The organism is Fructilactobacillus sp. X7R7C1, assembly GCF_059901065.1.
This window is the reverse complement of the sequence record NZ_JBWXVF010000001.1, coordinates 96,269-122,621: the sequence shown is the minus strand read 5'-3', so window position 1 is coordinate 122,621 and position 26,353 is coordinate 96,269. Positions and strand designations below refer to the sequence as shown.

Annotated in this window: 24 protein-coding genes and 1 tRNA gene; 3 read left to right on the top strand and 22 right to left on the bottom strand. The window is 43.3% G+C overall.

Annotated features, from left to right (window positions below; all coding sequences use genetic code 11):
* Positions 1-400: 400 nt before the first annotated feature.
* From AC6UDC_RS00570 to yycF, 6 genes are read right to left on the bottom strand one after another with little or no spacing between them, the layout of a single operon-like run.
* Positions 401-1,660, bottom strand: a complete 1,260-nt coding sequence (locus tag AC6UDC_RS00570) for a S1C family serine protease (RefSeq protein ID WP_500694188.1) — start codon at positions 1,658-1,660, stop codon at positions 401-403.
* 59 nt (positions 1,661-1,719) lie between these two features.
* Complete coding sequence (locus AC6UDC_RS00565; protein ID WP_500720739.1) at positions 1,720-2,508, bottom strand: MBL fold metallo-hydrolase; 789 nt, start codon at positions 2,506-2,508, stop codon at positions 1,720-1,722.
* A gap of 30 nt (positions 2,509-2,538) precedes the next feature.
* On the bottom strand, positions 2,539-3,384 hold the full coding sequence (locus AC6UDC_RS00560) for a two-component system regulatory protein YycI (RefSeq protein ID WP_500720737.1): 846 nt from the start codon (positions 3,382-3,384) through the stop codon (positions 2,539-2,541).
* A complete protein-coding gene (locus tag AC6UDC_RS00555; RefSeq protein WP_500696263.1) occupies positions 3,384-4,694 on the bottom strand; it encodes a YycH family regulatory protein in 1,311 nt (436 codons plus the stop codon). Before AC6UDC_RS00555 ends, AC6UDC_RS00560 begins: the two co-directional genes overlap by 1 nt.
* Positions 4,678-6,537, bottom strand: a complete 1,860-nt coding sequence (gene walK / locus AC6UDC_RS00550) for a cell wall metabolism sensor histidine kinase WalK (RefSeq protein WP_500694192.1) — start codon at positions 6,535-6,537, stop codon at positions 4,678-4,680. The genes AC6UDC_RS00555 and walK overlap by 17 nt, the downstream gene beginning before the upstream one ends.
* A 32-nt stretch (positions 6,538-6,569) precedes the next feature.
* Entirely contained in the window at positions 6,570-7,283 is a 714-nt protein-coding gene (gene yycF, locus AC6UDC_RS00545; RefSeq protein ID WP_039143559.1) for a response regulator YycF, read from the bottom strand.
* A gap of 252 nt (positions 7,284-7,535) precedes the next feature.
* Here yycF and AC6UDC_RS00540 point away from each other — a divergent pair.
* A tRNA-Lys gene (locus tag AC6UDC_RS00540) sits at positions 7,536-7,608 on the top strand.
* 104 nt (positions 7,609-7,712) lie between these two features.
* Here AC6UDC_RS00540 and AC6UDC_RS00535 read toward each other — a convergent pair.
* The 16 genes from AC6UDC_RS00535 to dnaA form a co-directional block, all read right to left on the bottom strand.
* On the bottom strand, positions 7,713-7,880 hold the full coding sequence (locus AC6UDC_RS00535; RefSeq protein WP_500694193.1) for a hypothetical protein: 168 nt from the start codon (positions 7,878-7,880) through the stop codon (positions 7,713-7,715).
* Positions 7,881-7,947: 67 nt separating this feature from the next.
* The gene (locus AC6UDC_RS00530; protein ID WP_500720735.1) at positions 7,948-8,559 is read right to left on the bottom strand and encodes a phage antirepressor KilAC domain-containing protein; all 612 of its coding nucleotides are present in this window, start codon (positions 8,557-8,559) and stop codon (positions 7,948-7,950) included.
* A 14-nt stretch (positions 8,560-8,573) separates the two neighbouring features.
* Positions 8,574-9,902: an MFS transporter gene (locus AC6UDC_RS00525; RefSeq protein WP_500720733.1), complete on the bottom strand. Its 1,329-nt coding sequence runs from the start codon at positions 9,900-9,902 to the stop codon at positions 8,574-8,576.
* A 62-nt stretch (positions 9,903-9,964) separates the two neighbouring features.
* Positions 9,965-11,365 (bottom strand): replicative DNA helicase, encoded by a 1,401-nt coding sequence (dnaB, locus tag AC6UDC_RS00520; protein ID WP_500701429.1) that lies wholly within the window; start codon positions 11,363-11,365, stop codon positions 9,965-9,967.
* Between the two features lie 30 nt (positions 11,366-11,395).
* Positions 11,396-11,848, bottom strand: a complete 453-nt coding sequence (rplI, locus tag AC6UDC_RS00515) for a 50S ribosomal protein L9 (RefSeq protein WP_500694197.1) — start codon at positions 11,846-11,848, stop codon at positions 11,396-11,398.
* Between the two features lie 51 nt (positions 11,849-11,899).
* On the bottom strand, positions 11,900-13,921 hold the full coding sequence (locus AC6UDC_RS00510; protein WP_500695951.1) for a DHH family phosphoesterase: 2,022 nt from the start codon (positions 13,919-13,921) through the stop codon (positions 11,900-11,902).
* Between the two features lie 110 nt (positions 13,922-14,031).
* On the bottom strand, positions 14,032-14,268 hold the full coding sequence (rpsR, locus tag AC6UDC_RS00505; RefSeq protein ID WP_010022194.1) for a 30S ribosomal protein S18: 237 nt from the start codon (positions 14,266-14,268) through the stop codon (positions 14,032-14,034).
* A 38-nt stretch (positions 14,269-14,306) separates the two neighbouring features.
* Positions 14,307-14,816 carry a single-stranded DNA-binding protein gene (gene ssb, locus AC6UDC_RS00500; protein ID WP_500694199.1) on the bottom strand — a complete coding sequence of 170 codons (510 nt, stop codon included), beginning with the start codon at positions 14,814-14,816 and terminating at the stop codon, positions 14,307-14,309.
* A gap of 24 nt (positions 14,817-14,840) precedes the next feature.
* The gene (gene rpsF / locus AC6UDC_RS00495) at positions 14,841-15,140 is read right to left on the bottom strand and encodes a 30S ribosomal protein S6 (RefSeq protein WP_500694200.1); all 300 of its coding nucleotides are present in this window, start codon (positions 15,138-15,140) and stop codon (positions 14,841-14,843) included.
* Positions 15,141-15,322: 182 nt separating this feature from the next.
* Entirely contained in the window at positions 15,323-16,294 is a 972-nt protein-coding gene (locus AC6UDC_RS00490) for a GMP reductase (protein ID WP_500694201.1), read from the bottom strand.
* 186 nt (positions 16,295-16,480) lie between these two features.
* Positions 16,481-18,922 carry a DNA gyrase subunit A gene (gyrA, locus tag AC6UDC_RS00485; RefSeq protein ID WP_500721205.1) on the bottom strand — a complete coding sequence of 814 codons (2,442 nt, stop codon included), beginning with the start codon at positions 18,920-18,922 and terminating at the stop codon, positions 16,481-16,483.
* 123 nt (positions 18,923-19,045) lie between these two features.
* Positions 19,046-20,995, bottom strand: a complete 1,950-nt coding sequence (gene gyrB / locus AC6UDC_RS00480) for a DNA topoisomerase (ATP-hydrolyzing) subunit B (RefSeq protein WP_500720731.1) — start codon at positions 20,993-20,995, stop codon at positions 19,046-19,048.
* A gap of 21 nt (positions 20,996-21,016) precedes the next feature.
* Positions 21,017-22,132 carry a DNA replication/repair protein RecF gene (gene recF, locus AC6UDC_RS00475; protein ID WP_500720729.1) on the bottom strand — a complete coding sequence of 372 codons (1,116 nt, stop codon included), beginning with the start codon at positions 22,130-22,132 and terminating at the stop codon, positions 21,017-21,019.
* Positions 22,133-22,140: 8 nt separating this feature from the next.
* Positions 22,141-22,359: a S4 domain-containing protein YaaA gene (yaaA, locus tag AC6UDC_RS00470; RefSeq protein WP_500694205.1), complete on the bottom strand. Its 219-nt coding sequence runs from the start codon at positions 22,357-22,359 to the stop codon at positions 22,141-22,143.
* Positions 22,360-22,622: 263 nt separating this feature from the next.
* A complete protein-coding gene (gene dnaN, locus AC6UDC_RS00465; RefSeq protein ID WP_500694206.1) occupies positions 22,623-23,762 on the bottom strand; it encodes a DNA polymerase III subunit beta in 1,140 nt (379 codons plus the stop codon).
* A 216-nt stretch (positions 23,763-23,978) separates the two neighbouring features.
* Positions 23,979-25,319 carry a chromosomal replication initiator protein DnaA gene (gene dnaA, locus AC6UDC_RS00460; RefSeq protein ID WP_500707523.1) on the bottom strand — a complete coding sequence of 447 codons (1,341 nt, stop codon included), beginning with the start codon at positions 25,317-25,319 and terminating at the stop codon, positions 23,979-23,981.
* 483 nt (positions 25,320-25,802) lie between these two features.
* Here dnaA and rpmH point away from each other — a divergent pair, with 483 nt between their 5' ends.
* Together rpmH and rnpA are read left to right on the top strand one after the other, a co-directional pair.
* Entirely contained in the window at positions 25,803-25,937 is a 135-nt protein-coding gene (rpmH, locus tag AC6UDC_RS00455; protein WP_500694208.1) for a 50S ribosomal protein L34, read from the top strand.
* 58 nt (positions 25,938-25,995) lie between these two features.
* Positions 25,996-26,352, top strand: a complete 357-nt coding sequence (gene rnpA, locus AC6UDC_RS00450) for a ribonuclease P protein component (RefSeq protein WP_500695946.1) — start codon at positions 25,996-25,998, stop codon at positions 26,350-26,352.
* Position 26,353: the final 1 nt, after the last annotated feature.

Below are 26,353 nucleotides of genomic sequence, written 5' to 3'. Positions count from 1 at the left end.
TATCGCGTTCTTTTTTTAATAAAATTTTGTTACATAAACTTATGCACACTGCCTGTGGATAAGTTCTCGATACTTTTCCACTATCATTAAAAGCCTAAATTACAGCTTTTGTGTTTTCACAATGAGTTTATCCCCAAAGTTATGCACAGACTTTTACCACTTGACATTTCCAACCACGTATTTTCTGATTATTAATTTTTTTTAAACCAATTTTGTTCGGAGTTTACCGTCAATCCCTCTATCACGGAATTCATAAGTATCGTTACAATCATCACAACTAAAATTCAGGCTTTAAACGGACAATTGCTTCAATTATCGCATTAAGCTATCCGAATGTCAGTTCACTCTTTTCAAACAAAAAATGTTCGCCGCATCTACTCTACGACGAACATTTTTTAAATTACTGCTGTTTTGCTTGCTGATCTAGCGTAATCTCAGCCGTTTTCATTTGTCCATTATGATAATAGGTAACGGAAATCTTGTCGCCAACGTTATGCTCATACAGGATGTCACGTAACTTACCCTGATTGGTAATGTCTTTTCCAGCCAACTTGGTAATTACGTCATTTTTCTTGAGACCCGCATTAGCGGCTGGTGATCCACCCCTAACGTCCATTACTACAACTCCATTGGTAACGTTTGAAGGGAGCTTTAAAATCGATTTCTGCTGCTTAACCGAGATGTTAGCTAGGTCCACGTACTTAATGCCTAGTTCGGGACGAATTACCTTTCCGTTCTTAATGAGCTGGTTGATAATCCGTACGACCTCGTTACTTGGAATGGCAAAACCCATCCCTTCAACACTGGTACCGGAACTATCCTTCGACAGTTTCATTGAGTTAATCCCAACGACCTGTCCGGCACTATTTAGGAGTGGTCCACCAGAGTTTCCAGGGTTAATGGCCGCATCGGTCTGGATAACCGTTGCGTCACCGGCACTGGCATTCTGTTGCCCATTCTCAGTGCTAGCCTGTGGTACTTCTCGCTTCTTTGCGGAAATGATTCCCTCAGTCAGAGACGAAGCGTACTCAGAACCAAGTGGTGATCCGATTGCAAGGGCGGTTTGACCCACCTTGATGTCGTCAGAATTACCGAAGTTAGCCACCTTATTGACACCATCACCGTTAATCTTAAGAACGGCAAGGTCGGTCACGGCATCATGCCCAATTAGCTTAGCTTCCTTCTTCTGGCCGTTACTCAAGATGACTTCCAGGTTGGACGAACCCGACACCACGTGATTGTTGGTCACAATGTACGCCGAACCGTTATCCTTATTGTAGACAACCCCAGAACCCTCACTAATCTGTTGCTGATCCTTTTGGTCTTGGCCGCCATTGTCTCCGCCATTTCCTCCGAACACGCCACCAAACATACCCTGAAGTGGATCAGAGTCACTGGACTTGGTCTTCTCGGTGTTAATCACCGAAACGACGGTATCCTTGTTGTCCTTAAAGACTTTCTCCGCCTGATTAGAGGCATTTACCCTTACATTCTCAACTTTTGCGGTTCCGCCACGATTGGAACCCGCAGGGACAGATTGAGTTCCTAGAGACATTCCGCCGTTATACCACGAAATCCCACCATAGGCAATTCCACCGCCCAATAGACCGGCTACTAGTGCCACGATGGCAACTGTTAGTAGCGGATGTGTTCTCTTCATATTTACACCCCATTTAATATTATTCTATCAAATAGTTTTTAAAAAAGTATCAATTATTCTCAAAGAGTTATTAAATCGGATGGTTTTTCGACGTCGGTGTCAAACAAATTAAAGTCTTGTCCGACCCCAAAGTCCTCATTTTCAAGCATGGAGGCGACGGTGAGATGAGCCAAAGACTTCATGTTGTTATGATGACTGCGGTGCCCGATGAAGATGTTCTTGGTGTCACGTCCGATGATTTTCATCATGGCGTCCGCCCCGTCTTCGTTTGATAAATGCCCCTCATCACTCATGATGCGTTGCTTGGTTGGCCACGAATAGTCGCCGTTTCTAAGCATTTCCACGTCATGATTACACTCTAAAACGTACGCGTTGGCGTCTCTTATGACCCCTTCAATGTGATCAGAGACGTAACCTGTATCCGTCAACACCACAAAACTCTTATTGCCGTCGTGAAAATTGTAGAACTGGGCGTCGGCAGCATCGTGGGACACACTGAAACTTTCAACGTCCAAGTCACCAAATGACTTAGTGGTATCGGGATCAAAAATAAACTTTTGTTCCTCAGGAAATTTTCCGATCTTGTTACCCATCGCGTTCCAGGTCTTCTCGTTCGCGTAGACCTGCATGTCATACTTACGCGCCAAGATTCCCACTGATTTGGCATGATCGGTATGTTCGTGGGTCACAAATAACTTATCAACGTCGGTCAAACTCCGTCCAATTGAATTCATGAGGTTCTCAATTTTTTTGCCCGACAGTCCGGCATCAAGTAAGACCTTGTGCTGGTTCGTCTCAATATAAGTAACGTTGCCGCCACTTCCGCTCGACAATACACTGATTTTCATTGGATCTTCGCTCAACTTATTCCCAGCTTTCTAATTATCTTCTGTCCCACTTGTGATTTTATTTTTAAAGTTCTCCTGAACGTTTTCGGTCTTTAAGACCGACCCAGTGAAGGCGTTAATCCGCCTTACGGAAACGTCCTTGGAGTTGCGGGTCTGGATGGCAATGACCCAAGTAGGGATATAGACCCCATTATTATTAATGTTTAACAATTTAGTGTATGATCTTCTGGTCCAAAGCACCCTGGAGTTGTTGGGAATCTCATTGTACTGATAGAGCCAGATCAGTGCCCGTTCTTCCGAAATGGTCTCAGAACTCTCGTGTAAAATCTTGATGTTATTAAGCGCCGTTTGCGTATAACTCTTAATATTACCGTCGTCATCTAAATAGAAGATGATTCTGGCATTATTGTCCATCAAATTACTCGTCAAAGCCTTCTGAATGTAGACAATCTTACTTGAATTGGACTGGTTTTGGTCATACTCATAATCCTCACCGTTAATCACAAAACTCTTTTTCTTCATGAGCGGGTCCAGCGTGTTCTGTGGGTTCCGATTATCAATGTCAATTGGCGTCCGCAACGTACTTACGACCGCGCCATTTTCAAAGCGCGCGTCCTGATTTTTCAGGTTACCCATCTCATTTGCGAGATTACCATCATTAGAAGCGGAAATGTAGTAACCGTTAGAGCGCTTATTAGAGAGCTTCCCAACGGAAATTTCATCCCTGCGCATCTCTTTGATAATGGTGGAGTTTGCACTGTTTTGACTCGTGTTCTCGGACTGCATGTTTTGGTTTTGAACAATCATTAGGACCAAGAAGACGTCCAAAATAATGAAAGCCAGCAAGAAGATCTCTTGAATTCGTTTAAAATTCATTAGAAACTCTCCTTTCCGGTCCCATTGCCAATTAACTGGGAGTTAATCCAGGTGCCGTCGTAATTAACGAACCACGAGGGCTGTAAGGTGATTAACTGCTTGTTGTTCTTTTCGGGAACAACTTGGTAACCAAGGGTGATGGATCTAACCTTCTTCATGTCAATTCCCTGAGCGGATAGTTGGTTTAAGATTGTTCCCGTACTTGGAAGGGTGGTACTTTCGGCGTTCGTTGGAATTGGGATTTGGAAACTTAAAAGTGAAAATTCATAACGATTGGCTCCACCATTTCCCATCTTAAACGAACACGTTCCCAGTCGCTTCTGATTGAAGACCGGATAACCCTCCACAAACGTCCGGTAAGTGACGGTGTTTTTGACCGGATTATAGCTGTCAAAACGAGCATTATCCAGTGGAATCCCCAGCTTAGTAGCGTAGCGATAAGCCGAGTTCAACACTTCCTCGTAACTGTGGCCCCGCTTACTTTGCTGGTAGTCCTGATAAATAACGTTGTCCTCATTGTCAAAGTTTAATGACTGGTCCCGACTACTGTAGGTCGTACTCTTCTTTCGGTGCTTAACGCTGGTATCCGTCGTATTACCTAGTACCCGATTAATGTAAGCCGTCTGGGACTGTTCTGCGAGTAAGTACCCGTAATTACGCATCTTGACCTGGCTTGGGTAGAAGAGAAACGGGCGATCGTTTAACGTCCGCATCTGAACGTCCACACTTTGAACTTTCGTAGTAAGAATGTTCTGTAACTTGGCTAAATTCCGCTTTTTAGTGGTGACCTGGTACACGTGGTAACCGTCATCGCCTAGCAGGTAAAAGTGGGTACTGTCATTTAGTGGAATGACCATGCGATCAACGTTGAAATCATTCTTTTTCACCTTGTGATTAAAAATCTTACTTAACAAATTAACTGGAACTTCGCCACCATAATTCAGCATCAGCGAATTTTCAGAGTTAAGGGTATCGATATACCGCTTTTGATTATCCTTTGAGACCTCTTTGATTGACTTGACCTGATAGGTCTTGATGTTTTTGACGATTTCACCGGTCAAACTCGTGGTCTCACTTGTGAGCGACTTCTGTTTCCCACTCCTAGTGGTAGTAATAACCTCGGTGGGAGAATAGATATCATAACGATTCTTCGAAGAAACTTCGCTTTTAAGCGTAGCTGACTTATCCTGATGCATTCGACTCCCAAAGCGAGCTGGATTGACCAGTAGTGCCACGATGAGCACCAAACTGACTAGTACGGCAATGCACAGTGAAACCGGTAAAATATAAGGTTTAAGCTTCTCCTTCATCCCAAAGATCCTCCTCGACTGGTTCGTTTGGTAGTGAAATATAGAACGTTGAACCCTTTCCTTCAATACTATCGACCCAAATATGGCCACCAAAGGCTTCCACAATTTCCTTAGAGATTGCGAGCCCAAGTCCACTTCCACCTTGAGCCCGTGAACGAGCTTTATCGACTCGATAGAAACGATCGAAAATATGTTTAATGGCTTTTCGTGGCATTCCTAATCCCTGATCAGAAATACTCATGATGATGCGGTTGTTCTGTTCGTACAGCCGACAGGTAATGACGCCACCGTCTGGTGAATATTTGATCGCATTATTCATAATGTTATCAATGACCTGGGTAAAACGGTCGGTATCGATGTCAGCCCACAGATCCTGCTTAGTAAAGTCCCGTTTAATGGAATAATTCTTCTTTTTCGGATCGTCATCGGTCTTAATGATCATGTCAAAACGATCCAAGATATAGTTAAAGAGCTTGTTGATGTTAACTAGTTCCGTATCATACTTCTGGGTCCCAGAATCCATCCGCGATAGTGTCAAAAGGTCGTTGATCATTCGAATCATTCGGTCGGTCTCGTCCTGAGTGACCTTCAAAAATTTGGGTGCCAACTTTTTATCCTTCCAAGCGCCGTCCTGCAAGGCTTCAATGTAGGAATGCACACTGGTTAAGGGCGTTCGTAGTTCGTGTGAAACATTGGATACAAACTGCTTCCGATCGTCATCAATCTTTTGTTGCAAGGTGATGTCATGGAACACGCAAACAAGCCCATTAATAAAGCCGGATTCACGCTGAATCAACGAAAAATGAGCTGATAAAATCAGCTTATGGTCGTGATCAGAGAAGTCCAAGTTGACCTGTCCTGGGTCTTCAATCAAGTTTTTAAGGGTGAACCGGTCGCGTAAATGCAAGACATCTAGGATGGACTTACCGATGACCTGTTGCTTACTAACGCCTAGAAAACTAAGCGCCTCATCGTTGATGATGATGACGTTTCCGCGACGATCCGTGGCAACCACACCGTCGGTCATGTTATCTAAGACCGAATCCAGACGCCTTCGCTCGGACTCGGTTGACTCCTGAGACTCTTCCACCCGCACTGACAGGTTGTTGACGGCCTTCGCTAGTTGACCCAACTCGTCATTTCCGTAGACCTTAACGTGCCCCGAATAATTTCCGCGAGCAATCTGTTCCGTCTGCTTCTTCATCGCGTCGATTGGCTTCGTAATGGCCCGAGAAATAATGAACGTTAACAGTAGTCCCAAGATGATGGCGACGATCGCCGCAAACAGGTAGATTAAGGTGATACTGTTGATGTTTTGGTAAACCGGATTCAGATTAGCCCGAACGTAAACGACCCCTTCCATGTTGTTTTCATTGCCCTGACTGTTAATCAAAGGTGTAATCATGGTGTAGTAACGGTTTCCATCACTGTATGTGTTTTTCTCGATGGTTTTACCGTTATTTAAGGCATTCTTGATGTCATTGTCGGTGGTCTTTTGCCCCACTAACGATTGGTCGCTACTCTGATTGGTTCCACGGATGTTTCCCCTGGAATCCACCACCAGAATATCATCAGAATTGTTGGTATCAACGTCTTCAAGGATCGTCTGAATCTGCTTATTAGCCTTGGTTTGGTTCTTTTTGGCTAACTGCTTTTTAAGGGATGTATTAACGTAGGGCTTCAGTTGGATGGAGTCCTTAAACGTATTCAAATTTTGGTACTCGAGTTGACGCACAAAAACGGCACCCACTACTTCCAAGGTAATGATCATCATTAAGGCGAAAACTAACGCAATCTTAAAATGAATGGACCTTAAAAAGTGCCAACGTCTTTTCTTCTTCATTACATGAATACCTCTAAACTAATCAATTTGGGTTATTCTTCCTTTTCGGAATCCCGCAGGTAATAACCAACCCCACGTCTGGTTACTAACCACTTGGGGTGACTTGAATCATCTTCAATTTTTTCTCGTAAACGACGTACGGTCACGTCGACGGTTCGAACGTCACCGAAGTAATCGTAGCCCCAAACCGTTTGAAGCAAGTGCTCTCTGGTCATCACTTGACCAATGTGTTGGGCTAGATAATGAAGAAGTTCGAATTCTCGATGGGTAAGATCAACACCCTTTCCGCGTTTAGTAACGGAGTAAGAGTCAGGATGAATCACCAGGTCACCGATTTCGATATCGTGATTATCGTCTTTCCCTTCCCCAGCTGAGCCAGTGATGTTCTGCCGTCTCAAGTTGGCCTTGACCCGTGCCACTAATTCACGGTTGGAAAATGGCTTAGTAACGTAATCATCGGCACCGAGCTCTAGACCCAATACCTTGTCGAGTTCAGAATCCTTGGCAGTCACCATGATAATTGGCATGTTGTGGGTCTTTCGAACTTCCTTGGCAACTTCTAAGCCATCGACCTTTGGTAACATGAGGTCAAGAATAATGAGATCGGGTGTATTACTATCAACCTTATCAAGGGCCTCTTGCCCATCGTGTGCGACGTCAACGTCAAATCCTTCTTTGGTTAAACTAAATTTTTCAATGTCTGTAATTGGTTTTTCATCATCGACAACTAGAATTTTTTTCTTCATAATATTATTTGTCTCCTTTGAACTGCTGGCAGTCCCTATATCAATCAAGTTTGGGATCAAGGCTTATTTTACGCTCAATCCTAGTTAAATTGTAACACATCAAATTACTCGCTTCACGTTATTCAACAACTGTTGTTAATTAATAACAGCTCTTTTCAGTATTTCTTCCGTATCTGCAATTTCGTCTTTTTTGTAAATTAGTGTTGCATGGGGTTTTGCGGTATGCTATTATAATAAATGTACTTTTGATTTGGGCAGTTAGCTCAGCTGGCAGAGCAACGGACTCTTAATCCGTGGGTCCAGGGTTCGATCCCCTGACTGCCCATCACATATAATGATCATGGTTAACGCCATGATCTTTTTTTATATCATTAATTTCACTAAAAAAGGAAAGACCATCTTCGTTAATTGCGAAGGATCCTTCCTTTTTTATTTTTTAATTGCTAAAATCTCGGTTAAAATTGCTAAAGCAGCACAAAAGCCGGCCATCGCCAGACCAATCCAAATCAAGCTTTGATCCTCAATAAACGGAACGAGGATCAAAAACATTGCCGCCAAAAAGGCCAAGATTAACGATAGGACATGTTGCTTCTTCACGCTTAACACCTCTAATCCTTGAACACCATGGGATTACATCAATTGTTTCACGTGGAACAATTATCATTTAAAACAGTGAAACCTGTTGATAGGCAACTTCATCTAATTCTTTCAACTGATTAATCACAACTTGGACACCTTTGGTGGTAAAAGCCGTGTTTACGTATAGTTTATCCGCTCCACATGGTTGAGGCAAGTTAAAATGACCAATTTTTGGTACCATTAACTGCTTTTTCACACTCAGGTCACTGGGGCTATTATTTCCCTTGAGCCATTTGATGGTGTAGTGATGGGCTCTTAAGAACTGGTAAAACTCACGTTTCGTCATTTCCATCCCACTTACGTGTAACTCACCGCAAACGTCATCAATTGATTTAGTGACCTGATTCTGCTTTAAACTATTTCCGTAACGCAACACGATTGGTTTTACCTGCTGCTGAATCCAGCGCATTAGTCGGTCAGCACGTGGATAATTACTAAGGGAAGCAAGACGACACGTTCCCGCCACGGTTAATTGGTTAACTCCATTTTCATCAGTCACTAGTTCACTGTCTGAAAGTGAAACCATTTTGGGCTTCAATAAATTAATTACATCTAAGTAGTCAAAATAGACGTTCGCCCCATCGAAATAAACGGTCAGTGGATGCCCCCGAAAACCACCTACATCAATTACCTGCACGTTCTCACCTCCAACTAGTCCTTAATGTCGTTTAAGATCCATACTGAGATTGCCGCCAAAACCATGGTAACCGCCGCAATCGCAAAGATGTTAGCAATGGATCCAATTGCCATCACAACTAGTGGACTGGCAAGTGAAGCCACAATTTGGGGAATACAAATTTGAACGTTAAACAGTCCCATGTACACACCAATGTACTTTCCTGGAATCTCACGGGTTACAAAAGTCAATGGGTAGACCGAAACGCCAGCCCATCCAATGCCAATCAAAATAAACGCAAGCACCTGCAAGAAAACGGTGTGGGAGAATGCTGACATCAAAAAGCCGACTCCGCCAATTACCAAACTAATTGAAAAGAGCAACTTGTACTTTCGTTGGGGGATTCTTGATAGTAAAAGTGAAAAAATAACAGCTGATAAAGCATAAACGGCCGATAAAATTCCAAATAAATTACCACCGGACTGATAACCACTGCTCATCGGATTGGTTGTGTTGAAAACGTTTTTGGCAATGATACTCGTCCCGTACATCCACATGTAGGCAAAGCCAATGTAGGCAAAAAGTTGGATGACGGATACCACCCAGAAAACGCGTGGAGCATCTTTTAAAAGCATCCACGTACTCTTTTTGGCCCGTTCGCCATTCTGCTCCAGTCCATGATAGTCATTAAACTGTTTAGGGGGATACTCATCAACCTTCATGACGGTAATAAACGTACAGAAGATTAAAACGACCACCGCAACGTAGAACGAAAAAATGACTGAATTAGGAATCATCCCTTTACTAGCGGTGTTACTGACCCCGAGCTCGGTGAAAACCCACGGCGATAAACATGCTAGCACACTCCCAATGTTTAAGAAAAAACTCTGAATTGAGTAAGCAAACCCACTCTGACGTTGATTAACCATGTCACCAATCAACATCTTGTAGGGTTGCACACACATATTGAACGCAATCATCAAAACCAACGTGATGACGGCGGCCAGTGAGATCGTAATGATGCTCGGCCAGCCAAAATCACCAACGTTTGGTAAAAGAAACAGGGTAATGGCGGAAGCAACGGTCCCAATAATGAGGTAGGGAATTCTTCTTCCCCATTTTGGCACCCAGGTTCGATCGGACCACGCTCCCACTAACGGTTGGACAAATAATCCCGCAATTGGGGGAATAATAAACAGAAGCCCTAAAAGACTCGGAGAAGTCCCGAGGGTCTGAAAAATTCTTCCCAGTTGCGAATTCATTAAGCCAAACGCCATTTGGACTCCAAGAATTCCAAAGGATAGAAACCAGATTGCGGCCGTGGTAAGTTTTGGCAACCCTTGTGTCTTTTCATTGTTATTCATTGAAAATCCTCTCAATCATTCTTAATTTTAATAAAAAGACCACTTACTCTGTAAGTGGCCTTTTACTGTACACCATCGTTTGAAGCGTATGAAATCGATGAAAACTTATTATACGATTTAATAAAGAGCAGTTTAACCGTTCCACGTGGCCCCGAACGGTTCTTTTCGATAATAACTTCAACTTCGCCAACGTTATCATCATCATTTTCAACACCGGAACGTGGATCTTGGTCATCATCATCTGAATCGTGTTCATAATAATCCTCTCGGTATAAGAATGCAACAATGTCAGCATCCTGTTCGATTGACCCCGATTCACGGATGTCAGACAGCACCGGACGCTTGTCCTGACGCTGTTCCACCCCACGCGAAAGCTGAGATAACGCAATCACTGGCACCTGTAATTCATTGGCCAGCTTTTTAAGTTGTCTGGAAATCTCAGACACTTCCTGTTGCCGGTTTTCTTTATTACCACCCTCAATTAACTGGAGGTAGTCGACCACAATCAGCCCTAAGTTCCCCGTTTGTTTTGCCAAACGACGACAGTTAGCCCGAATTCCAGCCATTTTATTGCCGGGAGTATCATCAATGTAAATGTGGGCCTTAGAAAGACTGCCCATCGCAATGACTAGATTTTGCCACTCCTCTTCGGTCAACTGACCCGTTCTAAGGTGATTGGCATCAATGCTACCTTCAGCACACAACATTCGGTTTACTAACGATTCGGCACTCATTTCCAAACTGAAAATGGCCACCGTCTTGTCGGTCTTGGTTCCCACGTTTTGTGCAATGTTTAGCGCAAAAGCGGTTTTACCAACGGCCGGTCTGGCAGCTAGAATCATCAATTCGCCGGGATGAAGTCCGGTCGTCATCTTGTCGAGCTCATGATAACCGGTCGCAAGTCCCGTGATGTCGTCGCCACCATTTTGAGAAAGTTGGTCAATCTTTGTAAATGATTCGTTTAAAACGTCCTTGATGTTCTTAAATCCCGACTGATTACGGTCCTCAGAGACGTTCATAATGTCACGTTCGGCATTATCTAAGAGGTCTTCGACGTCTTCGGACTGTTCATATCCCTGAGTGGCAATGTTAGTAGCCGTCTGAATCAAGCGCCTGAGCACGGCCTTATTTCTTACAATTTTTGCGTAGTAGACCAAATTAGCGGCCGTTGGGACGGCGTTGGTCAGATCAATGATGTAAGGCACACCACCAACGTCTTCCAGTTGGTCCCGCTGCTTCAAAAGATCAGTCACGGTCACGGCATCAATGCCCTGATCGTCATCATTTAGATCCAACATCGCCTTAAAAATTAATTGATGCGCTCGCTTATAGAAGTCATCTGGATTCAGATATTCCATCGCGTCAACTAAACCGTCGGTACTCAGAAAAATGGAACCCAAAACGGCCTTTTCGGCCTCAATATTTTGTGGTGGCGTATGATCATTTAAAGTATCGTTGTTCATTATCGACTCTTTTCTAACTGCAACTTACGACTATTTTTCGCTTACGTGAACCCGAATTTGAGCGGAAACCTGGGGATGAACCTTAACGGGAACATCGGTGTATCCCATGGTCTTGATTGGTTCACTTAATTCAATCTTCCGTTTATCCAGTTTAATGTTGTATTGATCCAAAAGTCCCTGGGCAATCTGTTTACTGGTAATAGAACCGAACAAGCGACCGTCAGACCCAGCCTTGGCTTTCAACTCAACGACGGTTTTGTCATTTTCAAGTTCTTTTTTTAGTTTCTTGGAATCTGCTAGTTCCTCTTGCTCGTGCTCCTGTTCAACGTGTTGTTGAGCCTTTAATTCACTGATAGCTTGCTTGGTAGCTTCTTTAGCCAAGCCCTTCTTAATCAAAAAATTGTTAGCATACCCAGATGGCATGTCCTTAACATCGCCCCGGTTGCCCTTGCCTTTAACATCGCTTAAAAAGATTACTTTCATTTTAAATCCCTCCTTGTTTACTAATAATTTAACAGATTTAAACTAATTCTGCTATTGGTCGGTTTTATCATCGTTATTAACGATTTTATCAATGGCACCTAGCAGTGTCTTCTTAACCTCTGAAACACTTTCGTCGGGAATTTGCGTAGCTCCCGCTGATAAGTGGCCACCTCCACCAAGTGCTTCCATAATCAACTGAACGTTAATGTTACCATTACTTCGCGCCGAGATTCCAATGTTCCCGTTCGTCCGCTTAAAGACGATAAACGAGGCTTCCACTCCGTCAATCGTCAGTAGCGAATCAACGGCTTGCGCGGCAATGACCGAATCATATTCCTTATCATCTTCAGCGGTAATCAGGGCCATGTTCTCATCAATCTGTTCCATCATGGAAATCAGGTGGTTTCGGGCCATGTAATTATTGATACTTTCCTTCATGAAGTCGGCCATTTCGTCAGCGTTGGCACCGGCTGACCGCAGATAACTCGCCGCATCAAACGTTCTCGTTCCCGTTCTAATCGTAAAGGATTGGGTGTCAACCACAATCCCACTCAGCATGGCAGTCGCCTCTAACTGGTTGATTGGATCGGCGTCCTGAGACTGGTACTCAAACATCTCGGTAATCAGTTCGCAGGCTGACGAAGCGTAAGGTTCAATGTAAACCAGGATCGGATTCTCTGGGAAGTCCTCCCCACGCCGGTGATGGTCAATGATGACAACGCGGTTCTTTAAGCGTTTGTAAAGGTCCCCAGAAACACCCATGTCAGGTTTGGAATGGTCAACCATAATCAGCAAACTGTTGTCAGTTGCCTTTTTCAACGCCTTATCTGGAGTAATAATTGACTCTTTAATGTCTGGATAATCATCAATAGCGTTTAATAACCGCTTGATGTCTGAGTGCGGTTCTTCGTCATCCATCACAATCCAACACTGCTTCCCGTTCATCTGGGCAATCCGTCTAATTCCCATGGCGGCTCCCATCGCGTCCATGTCAGGTTGAGCATGACCCTGAACGAAAATCTGATCCGATTCTTTCATTAACTCTTGTAAAGCGTGGGAAATCATCCGCGCCCGGACCCGAGTCCGTTTCTCCATTGGGTTCGTCTTTCCACCATAGTAGCGGGCTTCTTTGTCCTTGGCCTTAACGACGACTTGATCTCCACCACGACCGAGGGCTAAATCAAGGTTACTTTGAGCCTGGTCAGCTAAGTTGTTCAGGTTATTATCATCGTATGAAATCCCGATACTAAGGGTCAAAGGAAGGTTCTGTTTCGAGGTATCTTCTCGAATCACGTCTAAAATCTTAAATTTATCCGCCTCAATTTGATTCAACGCGGAAACGTACAACAGGATAAAGTAATGATCCGCATCAATTCGCTTTAGAAAAATCCCGTATTCCTGCGCCCACGAGCTCAGTTCGTTGGTGATGTAGTTTCTAAGGTTCGAGACGTCCTGGTCGCTCATTGACTGCGTAATTTCGTCAAAGTTATCCAGAAAAATCTGGCCGACCGCAATTTTACCGTTTTCGTACTTCTTTTCAATCTCAGCATAGCGGGTAATGTCCATCATGTAGACGGTGTTGTACTCTCTTTGAATCAACATATCGAACATGTGACCGCGCCAGGTGACCTCAATTGGCTTGGTCTGGTCAAGGTTGGCCTGAATGATGTCAAAGAGGTCTGGAGCAGAATGGTCAAGTGGATATCCGACCACCTCCGTACTATCAAAGTATGGCTGTAAATATGGATTAATCCACTCCACCACGTGGTTATCATCAAGGATTAAGATCCCAATCGGCATCTCAAGCAGTGACTCCTGTTGTCCGCGCATGATTTGATAGGACAAATCATTGATGTACTTATCGGATTCTTCACCCACGCGGTTCATCGTGTTAATGGTATAGACGAGTCCCACACAAGCAATCAGTAAAAGAACGATTCCGATAAAGAAGTTGTAGAGAAAGGCAATTACTAGTCCCAAAATCAATGAAATTGCAATAAAAATCGTAATTTTTCTTAATCGTGTATTTTTTAAAAATGGCGGCAACGTCATTTGTGAAAAGAATTTCTTCATAGCAACTCCCATCTTTGCTCCATTATAGCTTCTATTTTATCACATTGAGGCAACCCAATAATCGGATAAAAAAAAGACCCAACTAAATTAGTTAAGTCTCAAATTCTTAATTAGTCACCAACTACGAATGGCATTAAGCCCATGATGCGGGCACGCTTGATCGCAATGGTCAACTTACGTTGGTTTTTAGCGCTTGTTCCGGTAACTCGACGAGGTAAAATCTTACCACGTTCTGATACGAAACGTCTTAACAAATCAACGTCTTTGTAATCAATGTATTCAATGTGATTAGCGGCGATAAAGTCAACCTTACGGCGACGATGGCCACCTCTTCTTTGTTGAGCCATGTGTAATTCCCTCCTAAAACATTAATCAAATCGTTCCATTAAAATGGAAGATCGTCATCGGAAATATCAATCTGGTCTCCAGAGTTAGCAAACGGATCCTTCGAATTGTCGTTACCTTTGCTATTGTTAGGAGTGGCCTGACCACTCGTCTTTGGAGTTCCAAATGGATTTTCGCTAGGAGCGTGATTGCCACCGTTGTTAACTTGACCCTGACCATTTCCGTTCTGTGAACGTGGTTCAAGGAGAGTGAAGTTCTCAACGACTACTTCGGTAACATAAACCCGTTGGCCCTGCTTGTTTTCGTAATTTCGGGTCTGAATTCGACCTTCAATTCCAACCAGGGAACCCTTATGCACGAAGTTGGCAAAGTTTTCAGCTGATTTGCGCCAAATGACACAGTTGACGAAGTCAGCTTCCCGATCACCATTTGAGTTAGTGAAACGACGGTCAACAGCTAGCGTAAAAGTACCCACTGCTGCGCCGTTTTGGGTGTATCGCAAATCAACGTCTCGTGTTAAGCGTCCAGTAAGAACTACTGTATTAATCATACTGAAAAACTCCTTTCATTCTAATTATTTGTCGTCTCTTCTTACGATCATATGACGTAAGATGTCTTTGTTAAACTTAGCAAGACGGTCAAACTCGTCTAGACCTTGGTCGTTGTCGCCTTCTTCAACGTTAACAATGTGGTAAGTACCTTCATTGTAACCGCCGATTTCGTAAGCAAGACGACGTTTTTGCCAGTCTTTTGAATCGATTACGTTTGCACCGTTATCAGTCAAGATCTTATCGAAGCGGTTGACCAAGTCAGTCTTGGCAGCATCGTCGATATCTGGTCTGATGATGTAAGTAATTTCGTATTTGTTTTCCATGAATTACACCTCCTTGTGGACTGTCGGCTCTTCAGTGATTTGAAGAGCAAGGGGAGTCAATTAAAATCTAATTAAACTCACAACGATTGATTATATCATTGATTGTTTTTTACTTCAACAGGACATTCGAGACGTTGACTTGCGATACATGATTAAATACGAAGCTTTTTTTAAATCTTTTTTTAATCACCATTATAAATTGAATTTTTTACGACCACGTAATCAACTTTTCTAATGGCATCAATGTCTTTTCCACCAGCATAAGAAATTGATGACTGCAAATCTTCCTGCATTTCTCTTAAAGTGTCGTAGATGCTGCCCTTAAACGGAACCAGCAACTTCTTACCCTCGACGTTCTTGTAGGCACCCTTTTGAAATTGCGATGCGGAACCAAAGTACTCTTTGTATTCCTTACCGTCTTTTTCAACGTTTTTACCGGGCGACTCTTCGTGGCCCGCAAACATCGATCCAATCATGCACATTGTAGCACCAAAGCGAATTGATTTCGCAATATCACCATCGGTCCGAATCCCACCGTCAGCGATGATGGGCTTTCTGGCACCCTTCGCACAGTAACGAATGGCAGCTAGTTGCCATCCTCCCGTCCCAAAGCCAGTCTTTATCTTGGTGATACAGGCTTTCCCGGGTCCAATTCCAACCTTGGTAGCGTCCGCTCCGGCATTTTCAAGTGCCCGCACGGCTTCTGGCGTTCCAACGTTTCCAGCAATCAGGAAGGTGTCAGGCATCTGTTCTTTGACGAATTTAATCATATTGATAACCGAGTCCGAGTATCCGTGAGCAATGTCAATCGTAACGTATTCAGGAAGCTGGCTGGCTTTGACCAACTCTTTAATGAAGTCATACTCGCCAGGCTTGACCCCAATGCTGATAGAGGCAAAGACCCCGTCAGCGTGCATCTTTTTAACAAAATCAAGTCGTTTCTCAGGTTGAAAACGGTGCATGACGTAAAAATAACCGTTTTTTGCGAGGCTTTCGGCTAAATCAGCATTAATGACCGTCTGCATGTTGGCGGGTACGACCGGAATCTTGAACTTACGGCCACCAAATTCCACGGAAGTATCACACTCACTTCTAGAATTGACCACACACTTATTCGGAATCAGTTGAATATCTTCGTAATCAAACACGTCCATCTTCATAACTCTCCTTGATTATTTTACGAACTATTTTGTCAAATTTAGTTTAAATGTTTCAAACACAACCAATATCATAATCGAATTGCGCCATTTAATCAATATGAAAGTGCCAATTTACGAATGTTAACCATAAATTTAGGCAAAAAAATAGCACTACCGTTAACGTAGTGTTATTTTTGACCATTATTCTTCGGATTGATCAGTAGATGAAGTTGGTTCATTGACCTTTGATTCATTCTCTTCATCCTTAGCAACGACTGCCATCGTCGCAACCTTAGCATTATCGTCGACTCGGATTAAATGAACTCCAAGGGTGGCACGGCCGGTTTCAGAAACGTTGGAAACGGCAAACCGAATCATAACACCCATGTTAGTGATTAACATAATGTCTTCATCACCAGTCACGGTACTCAATCCCACTAGGGGACCATTTTTCTTAGTAACGTTTGACGTCTTGATTCCTTTACCACCGCGACCCTTGATCGGGTAGTCGGAAGCTTTCGTGCGTTTCCCATATCCATTTTCAGAAATGACAAACACGTCACTGTCAGGTGTCAAGATGGCCGCTCCAACCACATAGTCATTTGGTCTGAGTCGAACTCCTCTCACTCCTGAAGCCGAACGTCCCATAGAGCGAACGTCATCAGCTCTAAAGCTAACGGCGTAGCCCAAATGAGTTCCAATGATCATGTTATCGCCGTTATCCACGATGGATACGCCAATCACTTCATCATTATCGTGTAAGTGAATGGCCTTTAAACCATTCTTTCGAATGTTCAAGAAGTCAGAGACTGGGGTTCGTTTAACCGTTCCCAGTTTCGTTGTAAAGAACAGGTACTTGTTCTCGTCATTATGCTGGGACGAAATACTGATAACCGTTTGAATCTTCTCATTTTGACCCAAGTTTAAGAGGTTAACAATTGGAATTCCCTTCGCGGATCGTCCGTACTCTGGGACTTCGTAAGCTTTCATACTATAAACTTTGCCAGCGTTCGTGAAGAACAGGAGCCGATCATGGGTTGCCGTTGACAGGAGATGTTCAATGAAATCGTCCTTATTAACGCCCATTCCTTGAATTCCACGACCTCCACGATTTTGGGCCTTGAACTCGTCGGTTGGTAACCGTTTAATGTAACCGTTGTGGGTCAAAGTAATTACGACGTTTTCCTCTTCGATTAGGTCTTCATCCTCAATGCTGGTAATTTCACCAACCAGCAATTCGGTCCGCCGTTTGTCACCAAACTTCTTCTGAATCTCAAGGAGTTCATCGTAAATGATGCCATTGATCCGATCCCGACTATTTAAAATGTCTTTGTAATCTTTAATGTTAGCCAGTAATTTATTGTGCTCGTCGGTAATCTTGCCACGTTCCAGTCCGGTTAATCGAACCAGCCGCATGTCTAAGATCGCTTGGGCTTGCTTGTCGTCTAAATCAAAATTACTAATCAGTTCGTTTTTGGCGATATCGCCGGTCGCGGAATTACGAATAATCTTGATGACGGCATCAATGTTGTCAAGAGCAACCAGTAACCCTTCCAGAATGTGAGCTCGAGCTTGAGCCTTACGTAAGTCAAACTTCGTTCTTCTGGTAATAACTTCCACCTGATACTCCAGGTAGTACTGCAAAATTTGTTTCAGACTCAAGACTTTCGGCGCACCATCAACGATGGCTAGCATGTTGAAACTAAAGGAGGTTTGCATCAGGGTTAACTTGTACAGATTGTTCAAGATAACTTCGGCTGAAGCATCCCGTTTGACATCAATCACAACCCGCATTCCGTCCTTATCGGACTCATCGTTAATGGCGGTAATACCTTCAATTCGTTTGTCCCTTACTAGTTCAGCAATCCGTTCGATTAACTTAGCCTTGTTGACCATGTACGGCAATTCAGTGGCAATAATGCGCTGCTTGCCGTTTTTTTGTTCCTCAATGTCAACCTTAGCCCGAACAATGATACTACCACGACCCGTTTCGTAGGCTCTTCTGATTCCAGATTTACCCATGACCACTCCCCCAGTAGGGAAGTCAGGTCCGGGCAGAGCTTCCATCAGATCATTGGTGGTAGCGTCTGGATTTCTCATCAAAATGTGAATTGCACTAATTACTTCGCTTAAATTGTGAGGTGGAATGTTAGTGGCCATTCCAACCGCAATCCCAGAAGCTCCATTTAAAAGGAGGTTCGGAATTCTAGCCGGTAAGACCACTGGTTCACGTTCGGTGCCATCGTAGTTGGGCTGAAAATCAACGGTGTCCTTGTTGATGTCTCGCAACATTTCCATCGCAATCTTGGAGAGTCGTACCTCGGTGTAACGCATGGCAGCGGCACCATCACCGTCGACGGAACCAAAGTTTCCGTGTCCGTCAACTAACATGTAACGATAACTAAATTCCTGAGCCATTCGAACCATGGCCTCATACACGGAACTGTCACCGTGAGGATGAAACTTTCCTAGAACATCCCCAACAATTCGTGCGGATTTCTTGTAAGGCTTATCCGGTGTAACTCCTAGTTCGTGCATATCGTACAGAATTCGACGATGAACCGGTTTTAAACCGTCACGAACGTCAGGAAGCGCACGGGACACAATCACACTCATTGCATAATCCAAGAATGATGATCTCATCTTCTTCGATAATTCAATGTTTTGAACTCGACTTGGTTTATTATTTTCTTCATTTGCCAAGAGATTTTGCCTCCATTCCTTGTTAAATCAGTCAATTAACCTAATTGTTTCACGTGAAACAATTTATACATCCAGGTTTTCAACAAAGGTTGCGTTGTCTTCAATAAACTTCCGTCTTGGAGCCACCTTTTCACCCATTAACATGGTGAAGGCTTCTTGAGCAGCCGAAGCATCATCCGAAGTAACCCTTAGAAGCCGACGATGATCGGGATTCATGGTGGTGTCCCACAACTGCGAGGCATCCATTTCGCCTAAACCTTTGTATCGTTGAATTTGTGGTTTTGGTGAAGCCGGAAGTTGAGCTAACAACTCCTGAAGTTCCTCATCAGAATCAACGTATCGTTGGAATTTGTTTCCCTGACGAACTCGGTACAACGGTGGCTGGGCAATGTAGACGTATCCAGCATCAATCATTGGACGCATGTAGTTATAAATTAAGGTTAGAAGCAAAATCTGAATGTGGGCCCCATCAACATCGGCATCGGTCATGATGATTAACTTGTGGTAGTTAACCTTACTAATGTCGAAGTCACTGCCAAAGCCAGTCCCCATCGCGGTAAACAAAGAACGAATTTCTTCGTTAGCCAGAATTTTTTCCATCGTGGCCTTTTCAACGTTTAAAATTTTGCCACGAATTGGCAGGATGGCCTGCGTCAGTCTAGAACGACCTTGTTTAGCGGAACCCCCGGCCGAGTCACCTTCGACAATGAACAATTCAGAGACTTTCGGATCCTTACTAGTATTATTAGCCAACTTCCCGGGTAAACTGTTGATTTCAAGTCCGCTTCGTTTTCTGGTTACTTCACGAGCCCGTTTTGCTGCGGCTCGCGCTTTAGATGCCACGGAACCCTTTTCAACAATCTGTTCGGCAATCTGAGGATGTTCCATCATGAACTTGGAAAATTCCTGACCGAAAATGTGGTTCGTAGCGGTTCTCGCATCAGAGTTACCAAGTTTGGTCTTGGTCTGACCCTCAAATTGAGGATCGGGATGCTTAACCGAAACGACCGCGGTCATTCCTTCTCGAACATCGTCACCAGAAAGGTTCGGTTCGCTATCCTTAATTAAATTGTTATTTCTCCCGTAGTTATTGATAATTCGGGTCAAAGCCTGCTTGAACCCTTCTTCGTGGGTTCCACCCTCATAGGTATTGATGTTATTAGTAAACGTCAAAAGGGTACTGTGATAATCGTTAGTGTACTGAATTGAAACTTCGACCGTGATGCCATTTTCCTGACCCTCAATGTAGATGGGATCCTTGAAGATTGGAGTGCGACCCCGATCGAGGAATTCAACGTAGTGCCGAATCCCACCTTCGTAGAAGAAATCGTGTTCCACGGGTTTTTCGGGGCGATCGTCTCTAATTGTGATTCTTAACCCCTTGTTTAAAAAGGCCAGTTCTCTGACACGCGTGGTCAAAGTCTTCATGTTAAAGGTCGTGGTCTCGGTAAAGATGTCTGGATCGGGAACAAAGTGAACCTTAGTTCCGTGAGCATCCCTGAGTGCGTCTCCAATGACCTTCATTGGCGTCTTGACGTGACCCCTTTCAAAGTCCATGTAGTACCGCTTGCCACCCTTAGTAACAACAACGTCCAGTTCTTTTGACAAGGCGTTTACCACTGAGGCTCCAACTCCGTGAAGTCCACCGGACACTTTGTATCCGCCACCGCCGAATTTACCACCAGCGTGAAGGATGGTGAAGACGGTCTCTAGTGCCGATTTGCCGGTATCTTTTTGGGTGTCAACGGGAATCCCACGACCATTATCAACGACCGTAATACTGTTATCCTTTTCCACGGTAACGTTGATTTCGTCAGCAAAACCCGCCAACGCTTCGTCAATTCCGTTATCGATAATTTCCCAAACTAAATGATGGAGTCCCTGTTCGTTAGTGGCTCCAATGTACATTCCGGGACGCTTTCTGACCGCTTCTAGTCCCTTTAGGACTTGGATTTGACTAGCGTCGTACTCCCCGGCTCGTTCTCTTTTTGCTTCTTTTTCTTGATCAGTCACTACAATTCCTCCTCAACTACGTTACTCGGATACAATGACTCCCTTTTCAATGTGAAAAGTCTTGGGATTGTTGATTAAATCAGATGCGACCCCACTCATACTTGTGGTGGTTAGAAAGGTTTGAACCCGATCCTGAATGGCAGTCAGCAAGTGGGTCTGCCGACTTTCATCAAGTTCAGACAAAACATCATCAAGTAGTAAAACCGGGTACTCGCCGGTTTCTTCTTTCATTAAATCGATCTCGGCCAACTTCGTGGATAATGCCGCCGTTCGCTGTTGACCCTGTGAGCCAAATGTAGAGACATCCTTGCCGTTAACCATGAAATGTAAATCGTCACGATGCGGCCCAAAGATTGTCGTTCCTTGCCTCACTTCTTTATCTCGATTGGCCTTAAATTTAGCCAGCAGACTCTGATAGATTCGTTCCACCGACGTTAAATCGGCCTTTTTTAGCGCGGTAACGTACTTAAATCGCAACGTTTCCTTTTGTTGTGAAATTTCGTAATGGATGGCCGAAGACCATTTCTGTAATTTGGCAATCAGTTGAATACGCTGAAAAATAATCTCGGCCGCATACGCTGAAAGCTGGTCTGACAATACATCCAGGTAGACCAGATCACTCTGTTTGTGAAGTAATAGTTCACGTAAATAGGCGTTTCGTTGTTTCAAAATTCGACGGTACTGGGTCATGTTGTATAGGTAACGATTACTCATCTGTCCAAACTCCATGTCCATGAAGTGCCTTCTAATCTGAGGCGAACCCTTTACAATTGACAAATCTTCGGGAGCAAACAAAATCACGTTTAGCTGCCCGACGTAAGACGATAGCTTGGGCTGCTCAATGTGATTGACCTTAGCTCGTTTGCCATTTTTACCAAAATCAAGCTCTAGTTCAGTGGTGGTATGGTTCTTTTTAACTCGACCCCACAATTGCGCATGGTGTTCTTCCCAATTAATCAAATCACGATTGGTAGTGGTCCGATGGCTCTTGGTGAGTGCGAGCGCATAAATCGCTTCAAGTAGATTGGTTTTGCCCTGGGCATTTTGTCCAAGTAACACGTTCACTCCATCTGAGAAATGAACGTCAGCATCTTTATAATTACGAAAATTGCGTAATTTCAATTCTTTTAGCTGCATGCTTAACCCTACTTTGTCTTAATAAAAAACATCCCTACGTCTGGAATTGAGACCGTATCACCCTGGTAGAGTTTCTTGCCACGTCGATTCTCAGGCTCATCGTTTAGATACACCATATTTTCCTTTAGGTACCACTTCGCTTTGCCACCTGATTCAACAATGTTCTCTTCTTTTAAGAGTTGCCCTAAAGTTATGTACGGAGTCGTTATGAAAATGTCTTTTTTCATGAATTCACCCACTTTCAATCTATTTCTATTATACGCTAAAATTTGGTAAAAGTACATAAATCGGGCGATTTTATGCGCTTTATGCGCGTGTACGCATTTCTAGACAAAAATGCCTCAAATGATCTAAAAAGCTCATATTCGTAAATAAATGGAAATATGAGCTTTTTTAATATTTTGAGGTCTTTGGTAAATATAATTTGGTTTCATTTTAAAGACATAAAAAAAACGACCTCAAAATGAAGGTCGTTAATAATCATTCTTAATTAAAAGGTTCGAACTGGGGTAATCAATTGGATGAAATCTTCTTTATTTTCGGTTGGAACCAGCGTGAACGGACGAAGAGCTGAAGTAAACGCAATCTCAATGTCAGTTTGCCCAAAAACTCTGAGAGCTTCCTTCATGTAATCGGGGTTAAACGAAATTTCAAGGTCATCGCCCTCTGAAGTCTTTGGCTTTAAATCCTCTTCAACGGTTCCAACGTCAGGAGAATTCCCCGAAATGGTAACAACCTGGTCGGTTGGTTTAATCGTCAACTTAATGACGTTATTTCGCGATTCATGTGACAACAGCGAAGCCCGCTCGATTGCGGCGAGCAAGTCACCGGCCGCAAACTCCATCTTGGTACTTGAGGTCTTTGGAATCAGACGCGAAGTATCCGGATAATTGCCCTCAAGTAAACGTGAGTAGAACCGGGTGTCGCCGAGGGTAAAGAGGACCTGATTCTCTGACAGGTTCATCTGGATGTTTTGATCGATTCCGTCAAGCATGTGTGAGAGTTCTTTTAAACTGTCACCTGGGATGACCACGTCAAACTTACCGTCGTCATCAGCTGGAAGACTAACTCTTCGTTGACTTAAACGGTGACTGTCGGTTGCAACCGCAAGCAACTTATTGTTAGCAAGCGTGAAGTGCACCCCAGTCAAGATTGGCCGACTTTCCTGTTTTGAAACCGCAATGACCGTCTGTCCGATAACCTGTCTGAAAATATCAGCCGCTAAATCAACCGTATTCTCGGAATCAATTTCAGGTAGATGTGGGTAACCGTTCGCATCAAGACCGTTGATCGTAAATTCTGAGTTGCCTGACTTAATTGTGGTCTGAAAGTTGTCACCAACTTCTAATGACATGGTTTTGTCGGGTAACTTTTTAACAATCTCACTAAAAAAACGGGCTGGTAAGACGATGCTACCAGTTGAGTTAATCGTGAGTTCATTATCTGGGTTAGAAGCTTGAATGCTAGTTTGAATTGAAACGTCAGCGTTACTACCAGTTAGTAGAATGTCACTTTCCGATACATCTAATTTTAAACCCGTCAAAATTGGAATGGTCGTTTTTGATGAGATTGCTCTTGATACGGTATTTAGTGCTTTGATGAAAGCATTACGGTTAATTACGAATTTCATTGCCAAATTTCCCCCTCAAAATGTGGTGCATGTTTATTTACTTAATTAAAAAGATAAAAAACAGTAGAAGCAGTAGGCACTGTTAATACTGTGGATAACTCAATGATTAGTTACGGAATAAAAGTTATCAACTGTGGATAACTTTGTGGGTAAATCAACGGTTAATTTCCCGTTTATCCACACCCGTCATTATAACATTTTTAAACCGAGCAACGCTTAGTGCTGGAGTTCCGTCTTGATGTCTGAGATTTGCTTACTCAGATCAGAGTCATTTGCGGCCATTTTACTAATCTTGTCGTAAGCGTGAATGACGGTAGTGTGATCCTTACCACCGAATTCGTCGCCAATTTTTGGAAGCGAATTGTCGGTCATTTCACGTGACAGGTACATGGCAACCTGTCTAGGAACCACGATGGCCTTGACCCGTTTGGTGCCCTTAATTTCCTTTACACTAATGTGATAGTAAGAGGCGACTTTCGAGATAATGTCTGAGACGGTCAGAGCCGAGCGCGCTTTGGCCAACTTCAGCGGCCTTAGGGCGTTTGCCACTAGTTCAGTGTCAATGGGAGCGTTATTGAGTTTGGAAAAAGCCTGCACCCTTGATAACGCCCCCTCCAGTTCTCTGACGTTAGACTCAATTTGACTCGCGATGTAGCCTAATGCGTCCGCTGGAATGTTCATGTTGTCAGCTTTGGCCTTGGCCCTAAGGATAGCGGTTCGTGTCTCTAAATCGGGAGCAGTAATGTCAACGGATAGTCCCCACGCAAACCGGGATACCAACCGGTCTTTTAGTTTTGGCACTTCGTTTGGCAAACGGTCAGACGTTAAGACAATCTGCTTGTGATTAGAATATAACGCTTGAAAGGTGTTAAAAAACTCATCCTGAGTTCCTTCTTTATTACCAAAAAACTGGATGTCATCAACTAAGAGGACGTCGACGTTTCGGTAAACGTTTCTGAAATCATCCATCTTATTGTTTTGGATGGCACCGATAAAGTCGTTGGCGAATTTCTCACTTGTAACGTACATCACCCGCTGACTCGGGTCGTGTTTGATAATGTTGTTGCCAATCGCGTGCATCAAGTGGGTCTTACCTAAACCAACTCCACCATATAAGAAGAGTGGATTGTACAATTTTCCGGGTGATTCACTGACCGCTAGCGCTGCGGCCTGAGCCATCTTGTTACCCTGTCCAATCACGAAGGTTTCAAAGGTGTAATTGGGCTCCAAGTGCGTGTCGGTGTAACTATATGACTTTTCGCTCTCGTCTCCCGGTGTAGGAGCTGGGGTTTGCTTCTTTTTTAATTCTTCTTCTAGAACAAATTTTGGTGAAATGTTCTTGTAAGTAATGGCATAAGCGTACTCAACCAGCTGACTTTTAAGCATTTTCTCCCAGTAGTCACGGTGAAGCGAGGATGGTAATTCGAGTGTTAGGGTATCGCCATCATATGAGATTGGGTTCACGGTGGCGATCCATGTATCATATGTCGTTCCCTCAAATTTCGGATCCGCTTTAAATTTACTTTTAATTTTGTTCCATAATTCGTTTTGATCCATTGAGAGTGACTCCTTGTGTTTAAATTATGAATGTATAATATCATTTTTAAAAAAAGTTTTCCACAGAAAAAACAGGGTGTGGACAAATGTTTCACACCCTGTTTACTGTTTATCCACAGCATTGTTAATAAATATCAAAATCACGCGAATATTTTAGGTAATTAACACGAAAATGTGGACAACTAATTATTAATGTGACGGGGATGTTCAGCATGATTATTCATTTTATCCACAGATTGTGGTTAACGTTGTTAACATGCTGTGTTTTTGTTTAAAAACGTGTTGAATTCGTGTTAATTACGGGATGAGTTATCCACAATAATCCACAAGTAAATTTTATGAAACTTTTTTGAATCGAACGGAGTGTTACCTATGAATTTAAAATCCCTATTTGAAGATTGGTCGATTTGTGATACTATAAGTTAGAAAAGCTATTGAATAAACAATTTAATATAGGCGATTAATTAGTAAGGAGGGTTAGTAATGAAAAGAACTTACCAACCAAAGAAACGTCGTAGAAACCGCGTTCACGGATTTAGAAAACGTATGAGCACTGGCAAAGGTCGCAAAGTGTTAGCACATCGACGTCAAAAAGGTAGAAAAGTATTATCGGCATAGGCCACTGACCATTCAGTGGTCTTTTTCATTATTTTTTGAAAATACTTGGAGATTATTCATGAGAAAATCGTACCGTGTCAAAAAAGAAGCTGACTTTCAAAAGGTTTTCGAAAAACATGATTCGGTTGCTAATCGACAATTTGTCGTGTATCAACTGGAAAAGCCGGGACAAAAACATTTCCGCATCGGGATTTCCGTTGGAAAGAAGATTGGAAATGCCGTGCATCGCAACTGGGTTAAACGTAGAATTCGCCAGTCGATCACCGAATTAAAGCCAGACCTAAAAACGGACGTTGATTTTTTAATCATTGCGAGACCGAGAGCGGATGCGATGTCACAAAAAGACGTTAAGGCAAGTCTAATTCATGTTTTAAAGTTAGCTCATTTACTAGATTCTGATTATAGCGAGGAATAAA

Excerpts from the sequence above, each read along its gene's own strand:
- AC6UDC_RS00570 (WP_500694188.1), bottom strand. The coding sequence starts at position 1,660 with ATGAAGAGAACACATCCGCTACTAACAGTTGCCATCGTGGCACTAGTA.
- AC6UDC_RS00565 (WP_500720739.1), bottom strand. The coding sequence starts at position 2,508 with ATGAAAATCAGTGTATTGTCGAGCGGAAGTGGCGGCAACGTTACTTAT.
- AC6UDC_RS00560 (WP_500720737.1), bottom strand. The coding sequence starts at position 3,384 with ATGAATTTTAAACGAATTCAAGAGATCTTCTTGCTGGCTTTCATTATT.
- AC6UDC_RS00555 (WP_500696263.1), bottom strand. The coding sequence starts at position 4,694 with ATGAAGGAGAAGCTTAAACCTTATATTTTACCGGTTTCACTGTGCATT.
- walK (WP_500694192.1), bottom strand. The coding sequence starts at position 6,537 with ATGAAGAAGAAAAGACGTTGGCACTTTTTAAGGTCCATTCATTTTAAG.
- yycF (WP_039143559.1), bottom strand. The coding sequence starts at position 7,283 with ATGAAGAAAAAAATTCTAGTTGTCGATGATGAAAAACCAATTACAGAC.
- AC6UDC_RS00525 (WP_500720733.1), bottom strand. The coding sequence starts at position 9,902 with ATGAATAACAATGAAAAGACACAAGGGTTGCCAAAACTTACCACGGCC.
- dnaB (WP_500701429.1), bottom strand. The coding sequence starts at position 11,365 with ATGAACAACGATACTTTAAATGATCATACGCCACCACAAAATATTGAG.
- rplI (WP_500694197.1), bottom strand. The coding sequence starts at position 11,848 with ATGAAAGTAATCTTTTTAAGCGATGTTAAAGGCAAGGGCAACCGGGGC.
- AC6UDC_RS00510 (WP_500695951.1), bottom strand. The coding sequence starts at position 13,921 with ATGAAGAAATTCTTTTCACAAATGACGTTGCCGCCATTTTTAAAAAAT.
- rpsR (WP_010022194.1), bottom strand. The coding sequence starts at position 14,268 with ATGGCTCAACAAAGAAGAGGTGGCCATCGTCGCCGTAAGGTTGACTTT.
- ssb (WP_500694199.1), bottom strand. The coding sequence starts at position 14,816 with ATGATTAATACAGTAGTTCTTACTGGACGCTTAACACGAGACGTTGAT.
- rpsF (WP_500694200.1), bottom strand. The coding sequence starts at position 15,140 with ATGGAAAACAAATACGAAATTACTTACATCATCAGACCAGATATCGAC.
- AC6UDC_RS00490 (WP_500694201.1), bottom strand. The coding sequence starts at position 16,294 with ATGGACGTGTTTGATTACGAAGATATTCAACTGATTCCGAATAAGTGT.
- gyrA (WP_500721205.1), bottom strand. The coding sequence starts at position 18,922 with ATGAGATCATCATTCTTGGATTATGCAATGAGTGTGATTGTGTCCCGT.
- recF (WP_500720729.1), bottom strand. The coding sequence starts at position 22,132 with ATGCAGCTAAAAGAATTGAAATTACGCAATTTTCGTAATTATAAAGAT.
- yaaA (WP_500694205.1), bottom strand. The coding sequence starts at position 22,359 with ATGAAAAAAGACATTTTCATAACGACTCCGTACATAACTTTAGGGCAA.
- dnaN (WP_500694206.1), bottom strand. The coding sequence starts at position 23,762 with ATGAAATTCGTAATTAACCGTAATGCTTTCATCAAAGCACTAAATACC.
- dnaA (WP_500707523.1), bottom strand. The coding sequence starts at position 25,319 with ATGGATCAAAACGAATTATGGAACAAAATTAAAAGTAAATTTAAAGCG.
- rpmH (WP_500694208.1), top strand. The coding sequence starts at position 25,803 with ATGAAAAGAACTTACCAACCAAAGAAACGTCGTAGAAACCGCGTTCAC.
- rnpA (WP_500695946.1), top strand. The coding sequence starts at position 25,996 with ATGAGAAAATCGTACCGTGTCAAAAAAGAAGCTGACTTTCAAAAGGTT.